This window comes from Aneurinibacillus thermoaerophilus (assembly GCF_019603355.1).
Classification (GTDB): domain Bacteria; phylum Bacillota; class Bacilli; order Aneurinibacillales; family Aneurinibacillaceae; genus Aneurinibacillus; species Aneurinibacillus thermoaerophilus.
The window spans coordinates 3064042-3078748 of record NZ_CP080764.1 but is presented as its reverse complement, the minus strand read 5'-3'; the positions used below and the strand labels follow the sequence as shown (position 1 = coordinate 3078748).

Sequence of the window (14707 nt, the reverse complement as noted above, 5' to 3'; positions counted from 1 at the left end):
AAAGAGCGGGCAAATCACCCGCTCTTTTCCGTGTTTATAAAAGTGGCGACAGAAGCCGCGCCACCGATTCAAGCACACGGTGGTGCCAGGGGCGTTGGTTGTATTCTGCGAGCGTAAGCTCTTTGCTGTCCACCAGATCTCTAAGGAAGTCTTCCTCCAGCTTATAGACGGAATTGCTATTATAAATGATAGCATTAACTTCAAAATTATGCTGAAAACTGCGAATATCCATATTTGCCGTTCCGATGGAAGCGACTACGCCATCGACGAGCAGGATTTTGGCATGTACAAACCCGGGCTGGTACAAGTAGAAACGCACTCCCGCTTCCAAAAGTTCCTGGAAATACGAGCGTGAAGCCCAAAATACCGTATGATGATCCGGTCGACTCGGCAGGAGAATGCGAACATCAAGACCGCTTAACGCTGCTGTTTTAAGCGCCATACTAATAGAATCGTCCGGGATAAAATAGGGCGATGTAATGTAGATTTTTTCTTGTGCTGTTGCGATAATGGAAAAATACATCTGCCAGATTGACTCCCAGTCTGAATCGGGGCCACTCGCGGCGATCTGGATCAACTCTTCGCCCGGTGATTCCGTAAGCGGTGGAAAATAGCGGTCGTCGTTAATATTTTCATTCGTGACAAAGAACCAATCTTTCAGGAAGATGTTTTGTAGCAGATACACCGATTCTCCTTCAAGGCGTACGTGAGAATCGCGCCAGAAGCCAAAACGGGTATCTTTACCGAGATATTCGTCCCCGATGTTCAGGCCGCCTACAAATCCAATTTTTCCGTCGATCACGATAATTTTACGGTGGTTACGGTAGTTGAGCTTGTTGCTGAGAAAGGGCAGGATAACCGGGAAGAACGTGACGACTTCCACGCCTGCTTCCCTGAGTTCGGCGATATATTTTTTATCCAAGTGCACGCTGCCGACCCCGTCATAAATGACTCTTACCTTGACCCCTTCACGCGCCTTGTCTATAAGTACTTGTTTGAATTGCTGACCTGTTGTATCATGCCGGATAATATAAAATTGGAAATGAATATGGTCTTTCGCCTCAGACATATCCTGAATCATCTGGCGGAACGTCTCATCGCCATTGGTAAGAATCTTGCTTCGGTTATTTAATGTAAATGGTGATTCGGCGACATTCATCATTAAATTAAGGAGCCGACGTTTGGAAGCAAGGTGCGGATAGTCCCAGAAATCGTTTTCATCCAGCATACCTGCTGGGACGGTTTCCAGTTTTTTGAGGACTTCCGCGTTGCTAATGAACTTATTACGGAATAATTTGCGCTTGCGTACGTTCCTGCCCAGTAAAATATAAAAAATAAAACCGACAACTGGAAGAAAGTTCAAAACAATAAGCCAAGCCACGGTGCGGGAAGGATTGCGGTTTTCCAGCACGATTACGCATGCAATTAAGAATACGGACAATGAAAATAAAAAGGTAAGATAAGGCTCAATCGTCCGCCAGAAAGAAACTCCCGCTTCTTCTGGGGCAGCGACAAGCAGAAGAGGTGCCGGTATTACGGCGCTAAACAAAATCCACGTCATCGTACACCAACCTTATCTGTGATATTATGTATTTATCTTATTATATCCTCTAAAATCAAAATGGGTCTATGTTTGACCCGATTCTTCTTTACCAAAAATATACCGTCCTACGGATAGAAAATGGATAAACCGGAAAGGAAGTTGTAGTTGGATGTTGCAGCGGTATTTAACGGTAAAGCCGGAAGGCGGCCAGACTGAGATTGAGATAAACCGTTCCCGCTTTATTAGCTACGTACGGCGGGTAGAGACGCAGGAAGAAGCGATTGCTTTTATTCAGGAAATCAAGAAAAAACACTGGGATGCTACGCATAATTGCTCGGCATATATTGTGGGTGAGCATGACCAGCATCAGAAAATGGATGATGATGGGGAACCAAGCGGCACGGCAGGCAAACCGATTTTGGAAGTGATTAAGAAAAAAGGGCTGAAGGATACAGCTATTGTTGTGACTCGATACTTCGGCGGCATTAAGCTCGGTGCTGGAGGACTTATCCGCGCATATGGTAAATCGGCAAGCGCTGGCGTGCATGCGGCTGGTGTCGTGGAGCGTATTTTAACGCGTGAGCATCACTTTTCATTTGATTATACGTTTCTTGGCAAAGTGGAAAATGAATTGAATGCGCGCGGTTTTCAAATCGTCGGCATTCAGTATCTTGATAAAGTGATAGTGACGGTAGGTGAAGAGGAAGGGGAAGAAGAACCGCTCAAACAATTGATCACAAACCTTACAAACGGCCAGGCGGAATGGAAGCCAGGCGATCTTGTGTATATTGAAATCGATCAGGAAACAGAACCTGAAGAAGACGACGAATAGCGGCGCTTCTTGCCCGCTTTCTCCGGAAGAATTGAGTGAAAATACGAAAACTTTATTTGCCAGTCATTGTTTAACTTTGGTAAAATAAAAAGTGTTTGGGGAATAATAACTTCAGCTTTATATGGGAGGAGTTGAGGGGCATGTTGATGAACATTCTTATGTTCATCTTTACATTTTTTGTTGCGTGGGGTCTTCGGAACGTAACGAAGCAGAAAAATAAGTTTGGGATGGTATTTACGGCGATCGCGTTGGCAGTTTGCATTTTTGCCGACGTTTTAATTGTGGCGACTGGATTTGCGGTGCCTTAAGATGTAAGCTTAAAGACAAGCTTGAAAAAGGGGTTGGACGAGCGGACGCCCCTTTTTTGCATGGAATTTTATGAGGAAAAGGGGATAATCAAAATGAAATATGTCGCATTTTTGCCCATTATCGATCAGGAAAAGAATGCTCAATACCGTCCGGCCCACCTCGCGTATATCAATAAATTGTACCATGAAGGGAAAATAATGGCCGCAGGCCCGTTTACTGATGGGAAGGGCGGCATGGTGATTTATATTGCGGATACATACGAAGAAGCGATGGAACTTGCGAAGAATGATCCGGTTGTCGTCGAAGGTGCTCGCTCGCTGGAATTGCGGGAATGGGGTGCGCTGGCGCTGCCGCTTGAGTTATAATAAAAGACGGCAGCTATTATAGGAAGCTACCTGAATCGAGAGTGGGGAGGCAACACAACATGGAAGTTATCAAAATCTCGCCCCGCGGCTATTGCTACGGCGTCGTGGATGCCATGGTACTGGCGCAGAAAACGGCGCAAAACTTTGATTTTCCAAGACCGATTTATATTCTTGGCATGATCGTGCATAACAGCCATGTGGTGAAGGCGTTTGAAGAGCAAGGCATCATCACTTTGGACGGTCCAAACCGGATGGAGATGCTTGAGAGAATAGATAAAGGTACGGTAATTTTCACCGCACACGGTGTATCGCCTCAAGTGAAGGAGCGCGCCCGAGAAAAAGGGTTAACCGTGGTGGACGCGACCTGCCCGGATGTGACGAAGACGCACGATTTAATCCGGGAAAAAGTCGCACAAGGTTACCATGTTATTTATATCGGTAAGAAAGGACACCCAGAGCCGGAAGGAGCATTGGGTGTTGCGCCTGGCCGTGTTCATCTAATCGAGAGAGAAGAAGATATCGACAAGCTTGACGTGCCGTCTGAGAAGTTAATTGTTACCAATCAGACGACGATGAGTCAGTGGGATATTAAGCATATCATGAACAAAGTCATTCAAAAGTATCCGCACTGTGAAGTTCATAACGAGATTTGCTTGGCGACACAGGTACGTCAGGAAGCGGTAGCTGAACAGGCGGGTGAAGCTGATTTGCTTATTGTTGTTGGTGATCCGCGCAGCAATAATTCGAATCGGCTGGCGCAGGTAGCAGAAGAGATTGCGGGTGTGCCCGCATACCGTATCGCTGATTTGGGCGAACTTAACCTTGAATGGCTCAAAGGCAAGAAGAAGGTAGCAGTGACGTCAGGTGCTTCTACACCGACGCCGCTAACCAAGGAAGTCATCGCGTTTTTGGAGCAGTATGATGAAACAAAGCCGGAAACATGGGAGAAAAAGCGGACGGTTAATATGAAGAAAATCCTGCCGGCGTACAAACGATAATGAAGAGGCAAATCTGTGAGGCAAACCTGTGTAGGTTTGCCTTCTCTATTTTTTATGAAATTCGCGGAAAGGAATTGGAACGGATGAAGAGAGCTTTATTGAAGCGGGAACCGATGTGCATCAGCGGCTTGTTTTAGTTGTAAAGTGAAAATCCGGACCCGGTTTGGAAATGGAGCGTGATACACACTCTGCCGCTTTTTCCGCATACACTGGTCAAAAAAGGTGATGTAGGAATGAGAAAGATACGTTTGTTTGGAAGGCGGCAACAGCAGCAGGATCCGTGTATGGGAGTGAAGCAAGGGCAGGTATCAATTTCAGAAGACCTTCTTATGATTCAACAGTTAGCCGATAACGGAGAGAACCCTTGGCGCTTGAACCCGGTACAAACGGCGCGCCAGATAGGAATTGAGAAGCTAGGGTTTGCTCCCACAGATGTTTTTCGTTTCCAGAGATATTATATGGATTACAGTTTAGGATTGAATTATGCACTTGTACAGGCACAGCACGGGCCTTGTCTGTTTCTGATTGAATTGTACCAGCCTGTGCGCCAGGGATCGACCGGTATCTGGGCTGTGGAAAGAGTTGCAATAGTAAATGATTGAGGAGAAGATATCGCTTTTCACTTTATTATTGAAGTGAACCATCCTAAATTTTCGTTCATCAACAGCTCTGCGAGGTTTCTTCATTTGACTTCCAGTATGCCTCTATATCCTATTTCCGGATAACCGGGCACGTTTGAGATGAAAGCAAACGTGCCTTTTTTGACGGCAGTAAACTCGATTTTGGCTGTCTCCCCTTTGCGTAAATCAGGAGAGAAGATATGATAATTTGCCAACACAATATTATGCGTTTTATCATCTAGGTTATAGATGATAAAAGAAACAGTATCGCCTTGCTTACATACAATCCGGTTAGGTACAAAGCCATTTTTACTAATAATGATCGTTTGCGTCCCACGCGGATTTATCTTACCGTCTGGATGCTTTTTATGACCGGTTGTTGCGGGAAGATTGGCAGGTGTCAGCATTTGTTCGATTGTTGATCGGCTTTGTGTTTTTACGTTCGGGATGGAAAGAAATGCATGAATGATGAACGTCAGCGTTAGAAGTGTGCAAATCATATGAAACATATATCGATGCATAATATTTTCTCCTTATAAAGGAAGATGGACAGCTAACAATAGTATGGGGAGAATGGTAACATTTCCTTCATGAAACCATTGGAAAAATAGGATATACTTGCTTTAAAATAAAGGGGAGGTAGATGGATGATGGAACTAAAGGTGAATGAGCGTATTACACTGAGGGAAATTGAACATAAGGACGCGGCCGAATTATACGCGCTGGTAGATGCCAATCGGGAACATTTGCGAAGGTTTCTCGGCTGGGTAGACGCAAATCAAAGCGTGTCTGACACAGAGGCTTTTATTGCGGCAAGCAGGCAACTCCAGCAAATGAAAAATGGTGTGACTTATATGATTCGATACGAGGGCAGAATTATCGGTGTCATCAATCTGCACCACATTGATTGGATGAATCATCATACAAGCATCGGGTACTGGCTTGCGGAAGGGATGGAAGGTCAGGGCATTATGACCGCTGCTGTGAAAAGATTAATTACATACGCATTTGACGAATTGGGATTAAATCGGGTGGAAATTCGTTGTGCGGTGGAAAATCGGAAGAGCCGCGCCATACCGGAGCGGCTCGGCTTTATAAGAGAAGGCAGAATCCGCCAGGGAGAGTGGCTGTATAACCGTTATGTTGATCACTATATTTATAGCCTGTTAAAAAACGAATGGCGACGGGATTAACAACCGCAGCTTCCGCTTCCGCAGAACGGTGTTAATTCTTCGAGACGGCCGATTGGGAACGCACGCTCTTCGGTGGATGAGCGGAAATGCCCCCATGCCATTACACCGTTTAAGTAGCGTACAAAAAACGGTTCATCGTATCCGATAACCCCATACTCCTGTCCGCTCATAAAATGATCCGGGTTAAGCAGATAAGAGCGGGCCATGAAAAATTTAGATTCGAGCACCGATGCTTCAGAAATGTATCCGGCCTGGTATTTTCGCATACTTTCCGCGCGCAGGCGCTGCATTTCCGCCTGCAATTCCTCTCTTGTCATTTCGCTGTAACGTTTCATGCGTTTATAACCTCTTTCTACCTATGGTTCACCTGTTTTTTATACTTGATTAGTAGTATATCACAAGTCCCTTAATAAAAAGTTTGAAACCTGTATTGGCAGGTAAGACTCGGATCGTTAACCGCTTATCTGGAAAAGAAAAGCTCGCGGGGATAAGCCCGCGAGCTTTTTCTCATTGAGTTTGTCCTGTGTACGGGAATTGGGAGGTATAACCGTTAAACTGTTGGTATGTCTGATCCAGTTTCTGTTGCTCTTCCGCTTCAAGCTTATACCAACCTTGCTGGAACATCAGGTTGAAAATATCACGCGCGCACTGGTGCGTTTCAGTCAGGCAAGTCAGTATATCGCGGTGCAGTGCATCATGGCTTGCTTCGCGCACCGCAATGTTAAAATTGTCGGTCAGATATTTTTGAGTTGCAAGGATATCGTTTAGACGGTCGCGGTCAGTCATTTGCGGGCTTTGCTGTATTTGGCCGCCTTGCAATGGTGCGGTCGGATTTGCGATTTGGTTATTTTGCATAATATCCCTCCTTAATCATTGTGCAGACATATTGGTCGGTATATTGCCCATAGCGCTATTATTGTTGTTCTGGCAGTGCTGAAGCAGCGTATTGTAATGGCGTTGATGCATTTGGCCTGCGCGGTCAATGATTTGCTTGATTTGTGGATCGGCACATTCTTGCGCATAGTGACTACACTTTTTCATAGCGACAAGCAGCCAGCTCATTTGATCTTTGACATAGAGTACGTCTTTTGTCGTCATGACTGCTGGCGGTGTCATCATTATTGCCTGCTGCATTTGTCCGGGTGTTTGTTGCTGTTGTTGCACGGAATAAACTCCTTTCATTATATGGATTTATACATGCATATTTTGCACAAAAAAAACCGACGCATTCACGCGTCGGGCATTGTAAGTTTGCCAATCGTGATATTGATGGTGTCAAGTTCGAGGTTCAGATGCCGGACGTAAGCATCATAGATGCGGTGGTGTATTTCCTGCGCCACCTGTCTTAAGGGAGTTCCGCGCGGCACGTTTAGGTGAACTTCCAGTGAGACGAAAGGCAGATCGTTTAGCATGACATGAATTTTGGTCATGTTTGTTACTTCCTGCATATCGCGGCAACTTAATGTGATCAGCTTACGCAAAACATGTTCCGTGACATGGACGCGTCCACCACCGAAATCCGGCTGTACGATTGTCGTTTCTCCTATTACTTCTTTTTTGGCGGAAAAAAATTTTTTACCGCGCGCGATCAGGCGGCGGAAGAAATCTTGTTCCACCTGAATGTAAGGAATTGGGATGACGTGTTTGCCGGCGGTGCGCCGGGTATAAAGCGCTGCCTTAATTTCGCTGGAAGAGCGGATATCTTCAATGGCGATATATTTGGAAATTGGCCCTAGTTCAAGCGCGTCCGCGATTCGGTTTACCATTTTGCGTGAGGTGCCGAGCAAGAGAATCCGCTCGATTTCGTATTCATGGATCGCTTTTCGCACTTCCTGCGCGTGGTCTTTATAGAAAAAAATCGCTCGTTTGACGGCCTGCACCGTTGTGCGCTCGTATTTGGCAGATGTGCCTGCAACTTTGCGCCCTTTATAAATAAGCAGGCCATCATCAATAATGGCACTGATTTTATGTTTATGCGCCAGCTCGAGGGCGCTTGAGCTTTTTCCTGTTCCGCTTGGGCCGTACAATGCGTAAACATCCATACTACGTGTCTCCTTTGCCGAATTCGAAGCAACTGTTAGGAGGCAGACACTGATTGTTTTCCCATTTCAGCTGATCGTTCGGCCGCGCGTTTGATGCAGGCAAGCATCGCTTCCTGGAAGCCGCGTTCTTCGAGCACGGCAATCCCTGCTGCGGTCGTACCATTCGGACTGGTCACTTGTTTGCGTAACAGTGCCGGTTCTTCTTGGCGGTCGCGGAGCATATGCGCTGCGCCGATGATCGTCTGCAGAATCAGGCGGCGGGCTACTTCCGGTGCAAGGCCGATTTCACGTCCGGCCGCTTCCATTGCTTCTACCAAATAGTATACATAAGCTGGACCGCTTCCGGAAAGACCGGTTACGGCGTGCAGGTCTTTTTCTTTTACTGTTTCTACAATACCGATCGCTTGAAAAATTTGCATGGCAAGTTCCATATCCTTTTCCGTAGCGAACGCGCCGGAAGCGATCGCTGTAGCGGACAAACCGACCGCCGCTGAAGTATTTGGCATTGTTCGGATAACCGGGGCTTGGTGGCCAAGCAGGTGCGAAATATAATCCGTGGAGATGCCGGCCAGTACAGAAATAAAAAGTTGTTTCGGCCGGGTGAATGATTGAATCTCTGCGATCGCTGCGTCAATATCTTTCGGTTTGACAGCGAGGATGATAATATCCGCTGTTCTAATCGCTTCTTCTTTTCTTAATATAGAAATTCCATAGCGCGTCGCTAATTCCCGGATGCGGGTGCTATTGCTGCGGTTTAGTGCACAGATCTGCTTGGAAGGAAGGAGATTTTTGTTTACCAATCCTGAAATCATTGCTTCCGCCATAGATCCAGCGCCGAGAAAGCAAATGGTTTTATCCTTAAGGCTAGACATTGCATTCTCCCCTTTATCGAATTTGTCCCGTGCCATAGATGACATACTTGGAAGAAGTAAGAGCCGGCAGGCCCATTGGTCCGCGTGCATGCAGTTTCTGTGTGCTGATGCCGATTTCCGCCCCGAAGCCGAACTCAAATCCATCTGTAAAACGGGTGGAGGCATTATGGTAAACCGCGGCGGAATCCACACGAGTGAGGAACTTACGCGCGCTTGCTTCCGATTCGGTTATAATTGCTTCCGAGTGCTTTGTGCTGTATCGGTTAATATGTTCAATGGCGCTGTCGACCGATTCAACCACGGTGATTGCCATCGTGTAATCCAGATATTCCGTGCGCCAATCTTCTTCCGTTGCTGGAATGATCTCCACATTCTTTGCCAATTCGCGTACGCGTTCGCAGCCGCGGAGCTCGACGTTTTTCTCTTTTAGTGCGCTCAACAAAGCCGGGAGGTGTTTCTTGGCCCAAGCTTCGTGAACAAGCAGCGTTTCGGCGGCGTTGCATACGGCCGGGCGCTGCGTTTTTGCATTTATTACGATGGCATGCGTCATATCGGGTTTTGCCGATTCGTCAACGTATATATGACAGTTGCCTGCGCCTGTTTCCAGCACCGGAACCGAGGCGTTTTCTACGACCGAGCGGATAAGGCCCGCGCCACCGCGCGGAATGAGAACATCGAGATAATCGTTCATTTTCAGCATCTGATTCACTTCTTCGCGTGTGCCTTCTTCAAGCAATTGTACCGCCTCTTGCGGAACGCGAGTGCTCAGGAGTGCTTCACGCAGGATGGTGACGAGTATCCGATTAGAATGAAGTGCGGAAGAACTGCCCCGCAGAATGACCGCATTGCCGGATTTCAGGCAAAGTCCGGTTGCGTCCACGGTTACATTCGGACGTGCTTCATAAATCATGCCAATGACACCGAGCGGCACGCGCACTTTAGTAATACGCAAACCATTCGGCCTTTCCCACGAATCCATCACTTCGCCGATAGGATCTGGCAACTCGACAACTTGACGCAGTCCTTCTGCCATGTCGTGGACGCGGATTTCCGTCAACATTAGGCGATCGATAAGTGCGCCTGTTACGCCTGCTTCTTTGGCGGACGCTATATCTTTTTCATTCGCTGCAAGAATGCGCGCCATGTTGTTTTCAAGCGCGTCTGCCATTGCGAGCAACGCCTGATTTTTTTCTTCGGTGGTCAGCGTAACCATTTGCGCTGCCGCCTGTTTTGCCAGTTTTGCCTTGTCGAGCAGTGTCATTGCATAATCTCCTCCTTATGTTCCTCTTTATTCTCATTGATATATAACGTCACCCAGTTATCCCGGTGTACTGCTTCTACGCGGAGAACGCCCAGTTGTTCGCGACAAACAGCAGTGGATTCACCTTTTACCTGTTCAAGTTGTGCCGCAGAGTAGTTGACTTCCCCTTTCCCGAGCAAGCGGCCGGATAAATCGGTTACTTCCACGACTTGGCCGGCTGAAAAATCCCCGCATACCCTAACAATTCCGGAAGGTAGCAGGCTTTTTCCTTCGTAGAGCAACGCCCGGGCTGCTCCCTTATCAATTACGATGCGTCCATCGCTTTCTGCGTGAAAAGCGATCCATTGTTTACGCGCTTTAAGAGGCGCTCTCATGTCGTTGCGAAAATATGTGCCTTCCCCTTTTCCTGCCAAGATGTCAAGCAGTTTGCCTGCGCCTTTGCCTGTACCGATAAAAACATGGATACCTAGCGAAAGCGCAAATTTCGCAGCGTTAATTTTCGAACGCATGCCTCCGGTGCCGACGCGGCTGCCGGCTCCTCCGGCAATGGCCTCAATCTCGGAAGTAATCTCTTCAATGAGCGTAAATTTTTTCGCCTGCGGATTTGTGCGCGGGTCAGCGTCATACAATCCGTCCGTATCAGTCAAAATGATTAAATCATCCGCTCGCAAAAAGCCGGCCACAAGCGCGGAAAGCATATCATTGTCCCCGAATGTAAGCTCATCGACGGCTACGCAGTCATTTTCATTAATAATCGGGAGAATCCCTCGTTTCAGTAACTCGTTCAATGCATTATGGGCGTTTTGGTAGCGATGACGTTTGGAAAAATCGTCGCGCGTAAGCAAAATTTGCGCCCCTGAAAGCCCGTATGTCCGCAATGAATCATTATATGCCTGGATTAATAGTCCCTGGCCGACCGCTGCAGCCGCCTGTTTGCCTTCCAGCGTAACAGGTCGTGATGGATACCCAAGCTGCGTAAATCCGGTCGCAACAGCTCCGGACGATACGAGAATGACCTCGTGACCCGCCCGGCGCAGCGCCGCTAGTGCGGAGACATGCTCTTCCAGCTTTTGACGGGACAATCCGCCTGTCGGGTTTGTCAGTGAGCTGCTTCCGATTTTCACAACAACACGATGTTTTCTTTTGGCATCCATCCTTGTACTCCACCTTTATTCTCAGAAATACTTCATCACAAGAAAAACACGCAGACATTGCATGACCATCTAACAAAAAAATGCCTTTCGTTCCTTTGCAAAAGGACGAAAGGCAAATTGCTTCCGCGGTACCACCTTTATTGGCGATGCGGCATTGGCCGCATGCCCGCTTACCTCTTTGGTAACAGGGAGAGGACCCTGGCCAGGTTCATCCCTGGCGCTCCGGGGTGGGTTCAGGCAGGCCGTACGGCAAATCTTGCAGCGGTATGATTTGCTCTCTGAACGCAGGCGTATGCCCTACTAATCCCCATCAACACGTTCGTATCTTTATACCATTGGATTTGAAATTTATTATCGCAGACCCTTTACACAATTGTCAAGTGATATGAAAAAAAATGCAGACTGTATATTTTCCCTGTTTCTACACAACCTACCTAAAGATTCTGCAAAGAAACGGGTGACAAAAATGGGGAAATTTAAAAAGCCGAAAAAAGCAAAAACGTTAGAAGAAATTGCGCAGGGACAGGCAAAAGAAGATGTGAAAGAACAGAAGAGGCTCGAAGAGATTGGCATTGATCCGATGACAGCGGTGAATGCCGCGCGGCTGCAAGCGATATTTAAAGATGTGGACGTGTTTGTCACGCATCTATTAACATTTCCAAACGCAAAAAATGACGCAAGAATGCCGGAAGGGGCAGTATTTTTTCTGGATGACTTGGTCAATGAAATGATTCTTGACCAGCATGTGATCCGGCCATTGTTAGAAATGGGCCCGGAGTCGTTTCTCGGTCATGTGGAAGATCAGGTGATTACGGCAAAAAAATTGATGCCGGTTGATAATTTAAAAACGATGATTGAGATGATTACCGCCGGCTGTGCTGTCGTTCATGTCGATTATATGCCGTATGCGGTCGCGGTGGTTACGCCGAACCTCCCAACCCGTTCTGTTTCCGAACCAGAGGCTGAACAGCTGGTGCGGGGCCCGCGCGAAGGTTTTACCGAGAAGCTACAGGATAATACAGGGTTGATTCGCAAGCGGTTACGCACGCCGGATTTGAAGTCGGAAGTGATTAAAATCGGCCATCGTAGCCGAACAGTGGTCTGCTTTATGTATATTTGCGATCTTGTAGAAGAAGATGTCCTTAATACGTTGCGGAAACGATTGAAAGAAATCGATCTGGATGTTCTTCTGGAGAGCGCCGAGCTCGAAGAGTTAATTCAGGATAGTGTCTACTCGCCGTTTCCACAAATTCTTTCCACTGAACGACCGGATAAAGTAGTATCGGGACTGGCGGAAGGACGGGTAGCCGTCATTGTTGATGGTACGCCATTTGTGTTGCTGATACCGGCTGTTTTCTATGATTTCTTGCAGGCTAGCGAGGATTACTATCAGCGTTTTTACTTTCCCAGCGCGGTTCGTCTATTGCGGATCATTACGTTTCTTACCGCGCTACTAGGCCCGTCCCTTTATGTTGCTATTACTACATTTCATCAGGAGCTTATCCCCACCCCGCTTTTATTAACGGTTATTTCAGCTAGAGTCGGTGTGCCGTTTCCGGCGTTAATTGAAGCGTTAATTATGGAGATTTCGTTCGAGATACTGCGGGAAGCGGGTGTGCGCCTGCCGCGTCCGGTCGGTTCGGCGGTCAGTATAGTAGGCGCGCTTGTTGTAGGGCAGGCGGCCGTAGAAGCGGGGATCATTTCACAGGCAATGGTCATTGTCGTAGCTTTTACAGGGATTGCTTCTTTTACTATTCCTGCTTTTAATCTGGCTATGGTTACCCGCCTGCTGCGTTTCCCGATGATGATTGTTGCAGCGAGCCTGGGGATATACGGCATTTCGATTGCGCTTGTCGCGCTCGGTATTCACATGTGTTCGCTGCGTACGTTTGGCGTACCGTATATGTCCCCGGTTGCCCCGGCGCATCCTAGGTCATGGATAAGCGAACTGTTCGTTTTGCCATTTTCACTACGAAAATCGCGGCCAAATTATTTGCAGAAAAAGGACCTGAAGAGAATGGATGTAGCTTCTAATCCTCCGGAGCAGGAAGGGGGAACGCATGAATGAAGAAAAAACTGCTTTCATTTGCTTTCTTTTTCCTTTTGTTCGTCCCCTTTCTTCAGGGATGTGGCACAGTAGCGGGCGGCATTGCTGTCCGGGAATTAAACCAGTTAAATGTCGTAATGATCACGGGGGTAGATTATGATCCGAAGCATAAAAAATTTATTCTGTCTATCCAGTCTCTTAAACCGGCGAAGGAAAAAAATGTCGCCATTTCGCCAGAGAGCGCATATACGGCAAGAGCAACAGGAGACACCATTATGGAAGCTTCAAAAAACTTGCGTGCTCAAACATCCGGAAAGCTTGTCTGGTTTCACAGTAAGGTCATCATATTAGGGGAGACGTTAGTAAAACAGAAAGTACTGAAAGAAGTGGTGGATTTCTTTGCGCGAAATCGGGAAATTCGTTATTCCAGCTGGATTCTTGTCGCCAATGGAACGGCGGAGGATATCGTAACAGCAGAGCCAAATGGCGAGAGTACAATGGGAGAGGAACTGGTCGGAATTATTAACAATCAGGCGGAATGGGGCCGAACGGCAGTTGTGATGCTACGTGAACTCATTAACAGCTATGCGAGTCCGTACGAAGGATTTGTCACCGGTCGTGTTCACAAGTATCTTTCCAAAGATAAGGAAAAACAAATTATAGCGATTACCGGCGCTTCCGTAATTCGTAATCAAACACTGGTAACGGATTTATCCAGAGAGGAGGTTCGGACGCTTCATTTTCTTAACAAAACGATACAGCAGGAGCCGGAAATAGTCTTTTCTGTTCCGCTAAACGAAGCGGGGAGCAACAGACGAAGTACCGCGGTACAGATTAAGATAAAAGACAGGAAAAAAAGCAGCATAACAAATGGAGTTCCCAAAATTGATGTGCAATTAAGCTTGGATGCTACCGTTTTAGAGTCGGGCGCTTCACCCGATTTTAACAAGGAGGTGACGGTGGCCAAGCTGAAAAAACGATTGGAAGAAAGAATACAACGTGACATTCGCACTCTGCTTCATAAAATGCAGAAAGAGAAAAAGGTCGACATTTTTGAATTTAATAGTTTGATTCACCGTCAGCATAAACGGTACTGGCATGAGCATCGAAAGGAGTGGGATACTATTTATCCGAATATTCCTGTTCATGTATCCATTACATGGAATACGTTCCGTACCGGGCTAATTAATCAGGTAAAAAAAGGTGAACAGTCATGATCTTGATTCTGGCTTGTCTTTTGTTTGTCGTATATTTCGTGGTTAAAGTAAGGCAGTTCAGCAAAGATAAAGAATGGAAAGATTTGTTTGTTTTTGTGGTGCTCAGCGTTATAGCTAGTTATTTTGTGTTAGTCTTTATGTTCAACTGGGGCGTTGGCTATCCTATCCGCTATTTACACAGTATCACTGGACCGATTGCTCACAGAGTGTTCCCTGCAATTTTTGGCATTGAGATGTAAAAGGCGGTGAAAAAT

At 46.9% G+C, this 14707-nt stretch carries 18 protein-coding genes and 1 other annotated feature; of the genes, 9 read left to right on the top strand and 9 right to left on the bottom strand.

What is annotated here, in order from left to right; genetic code table 11:
* Positions 1 to 34: 34 nt before the first annotated feature.
* The gene (cls, locus tag K3F53_RS15925; protein WP_082705864.1) at positions 35 to 1561 is read right to left on the bottom strand and encodes a cardiolipin synthase; all 1527 of its coding nucleotides are present in this window, start codon (positions 1559 to 1561) and stop codon (positions 35 to 37) included.
* A 151-nt stretch (positions 1562 to 1712) separates the two neighbouring features.
* On the opposite strand from cls, the gene K3F53_RS15920 reads away from it, so the two are divergent.
* The 5 genes from K3F53_RS15920 to K3F53_RS15900 all read left to right on the top strand — a co-directional run bounded on the left by K3F53_RS15920 (position 1713) and on the right by K3F53_RS15900 (position 4649).
* Positions 1713 to 2375, top strand: a complete 663-nt coding sequence (locus tag K3F53_RS15920; protein WP_057897678.1) for a YigZ family protein — start codon at positions 1713 to 1715, stop codon at positions 2373 to 2375.
* Positions 2376 to 2515: 140 nt separating this feature from the next.
* Positions 2516 to 2683: a DUF2759 domain-containing protein gene (locus K3F53_RS15915; RefSeq protein ID WP_236781957.1), complete on the top strand. Its 168-nt coding sequence runs from the start codon at positions 2516 to 2518 to the stop codon at positions 2681 to 2683.
* Between the two features lie 93 nt (positions 2684 to 2776).
* Entirely contained in the window at positions 2777 to 3049 is a 273-nt protein-coding gene (locus K3F53_RS15910; RefSeq protein ID WP_057897679.1) for a YciI family protein, read from the top strand.
* Positions 3050 to 3108: 59 nt separating this feature from the next.
* Entirely contained in the window at positions 3109 to 4047 is a 939-nt protein-coding gene (locus K3F53_RS15905) for a 4-hydroxy-3-methylbut-2-enyl diphosphate reductase (protein ID WP_057897680.1), read from the top strand.
* A gap of 233 nt (positions 4048 to 4280) precedes the next feature.
* Positions 4281 to 4649 (top strand): hypothetical protein, encoded by a 369-nt coding sequence (locus K3F53_RS15900; RefSeq protein WP_057897681.1) that lies wholly within the window; start codon positions 4281 to 4283, stop codon positions 4647 to 4649.
* Positions 4650 to 4729: 80 nt separating this feature from the next.
* Here K3F53_RS15900 and K3F53_RS15895 read toward each other — a convergent pair whose 3' ends face one another.
* Positions 4730 to 5188, bottom strand: a complete 459-nt coding sequence (locus K3F53_RS15895; RefSeq protein WP_220559108.1) for a cupredoxin domain-containing protein — start codon at positions 5186 to 5188, stop codon at positions 4730 to 4732.
* A gap of 126 nt (positions 5189 to 5314) precedes the next feature.
* Between K3F53_RS15895 and K3F53_RS15890 the strand changes: the two genes are divergently transcribed.
* Positions 5315 to 5860, top strand: coding sequence for a GNAT family N-acetyltransferase (locus tag K3F53_RS15890; RefSeq protein ID WP_057897683.1), 546 nt, complete (start codon positions 5315 to 5317; stop codon positions 5858 to 5860).
* Here the strand turns inward: K3F53_RS15890 and K3F53_RS15885 are convergent.
* The 7 genes from K3F53_RS15885 to proB all read right to left on the bottom strand — a co-directional run bounded on the left by K3F53_RS15885 (position 5857) and on the right by proB (position 11189).
* Positions 5857 to 6195, bottom strand: a complete 339-nt coding sequence (locus K3F53_RS15885; protein ID WP_057897684.1) for a YfhH family protein — start codon at positions 6193 to 6195, stop codon at positions 5857 to 5859. The two genes, K3F53_RS15890 and K3F53_RS15885, sit on opposite strands and share 4 nt — an antisense overlap.
* Positions 6196 to 6367: 172 nt before the next feature.
* Entirely contained in the window at positions 6368 to 6718 is a 351-nt protein-coding gene (locus tag K3F53_RS15880) for a spore coat protein (RefSeq protein ID WP_091260846.1), read from the bottom strand.
* Positions 6719 to 6730: 12 nt separating this feature from the next.
* Entirely contained in the window at positions 6731 to 6979 is a 249-nt protein-coding gene (locus K3F53_RS15875; protein WP_246615651.1) for a hypothetical protein, read from the bottom strand.
* 110 nt (positions 6980 to 7089) lie between these two features.
* Positions 7090 to 7902, bottom strand: coding sequence for an isopentenyl transferase family protein (locus K3F53_RS15870; RefSeq protein WP_057897686.1), 813 nt, complete (start codon positions 7900 to 7902; stop codon positions 7090 to 7092).
* A gap of 35 nt (positions 7903 to 7937) precedes the next feature.
* Positions 7938 to 8774 (bottom strand): pyrroline-5-carboxylate reductase, encoded by an 837-nt coding sequence (gene proC / locus K3F53_RS15865; RefSeq protein WP_057897687.1) that lies wholly within the window; start codon positions 8772 to 8774, stop codon positions 7938 to 7940.
* Positions 8775 to 8787: 13 nt separating this feature from the next.
* A complete protein-coding gene (locus K3F53_RS15860) occupies positions 8788 to 10035 on the bottom strand; it encodes a glutamate-5-semialdehyde dehydrogenase (protein ID WP_091260845.1) in 1248 nt (415 codons plus the stop codon).
* Positions 10032 to 11189, bottom strand: a complete 1158-nt coding sequence (gene proB / locus K3F53_RS15855; protein WP_220559107.1) for a glutamate 5-kinase — start codon at positions 11187 to 11189, stop codon at positions 10032 to 10034. Before proB ends, K3F53_RS15860 begins: the two co-directional genes overlap by 4 nt.
* Positions 11190 to 11287: 98 nt before the next feature.
* Positions 11288 to 11512, bottom strand: a binding site (T-box leader).
* Positions 11513 to 11655: 143 nt separating this feature from the next.
* Between proB and K3F53_RS15850 the strand changes: the two genes are divergently transcribed.
* From K3F53_RS15850 to K3F53_RS15840, 3 genes are read left to right on the top strand one after another with little or no spacing between them, the layout of a single operon-like run.
* Complete coding sequence (locus K3F53_RS15850) at positions 11656 to 13257, top strand: spore germination protein (RefSeq protein ID WP_220559106.1); 1602 nt, start codon at positions 11656 to 11658, stop codon at positions 13255 to 13257.
* The gene (locus tag K3F53_RS15845; RefSeq protein WP_057897691.1) at positions 13254 to 14453 is read left to right on the top strand and encodes a Ger(x)C family spore germination protein; all 1200 of its coding nucleotides are present in this window, start codon (positions 13254 to 13256) and stop codon (positions 14451 to 14453) included. The genes K3F53_RS15850 and K3F53_RS15845 overlap by 4 nt, the downstream gene beginning before the upstream one ends.
* Entirely contained in the window at positions 14450 to 14692 is a 243-nt protein-coding gene (locus K3F53_RS15840; protein WP_057897692.1) for a hypothetical protein, read from the top strand. Before K3F53_RS15845 ends, K3F53_RS15840 begins: the two co-directional genes overlap by 4 nt.
* The last annotated feature ends 15 nt before the right edge of the window (positions 14693 to 14707 follow it).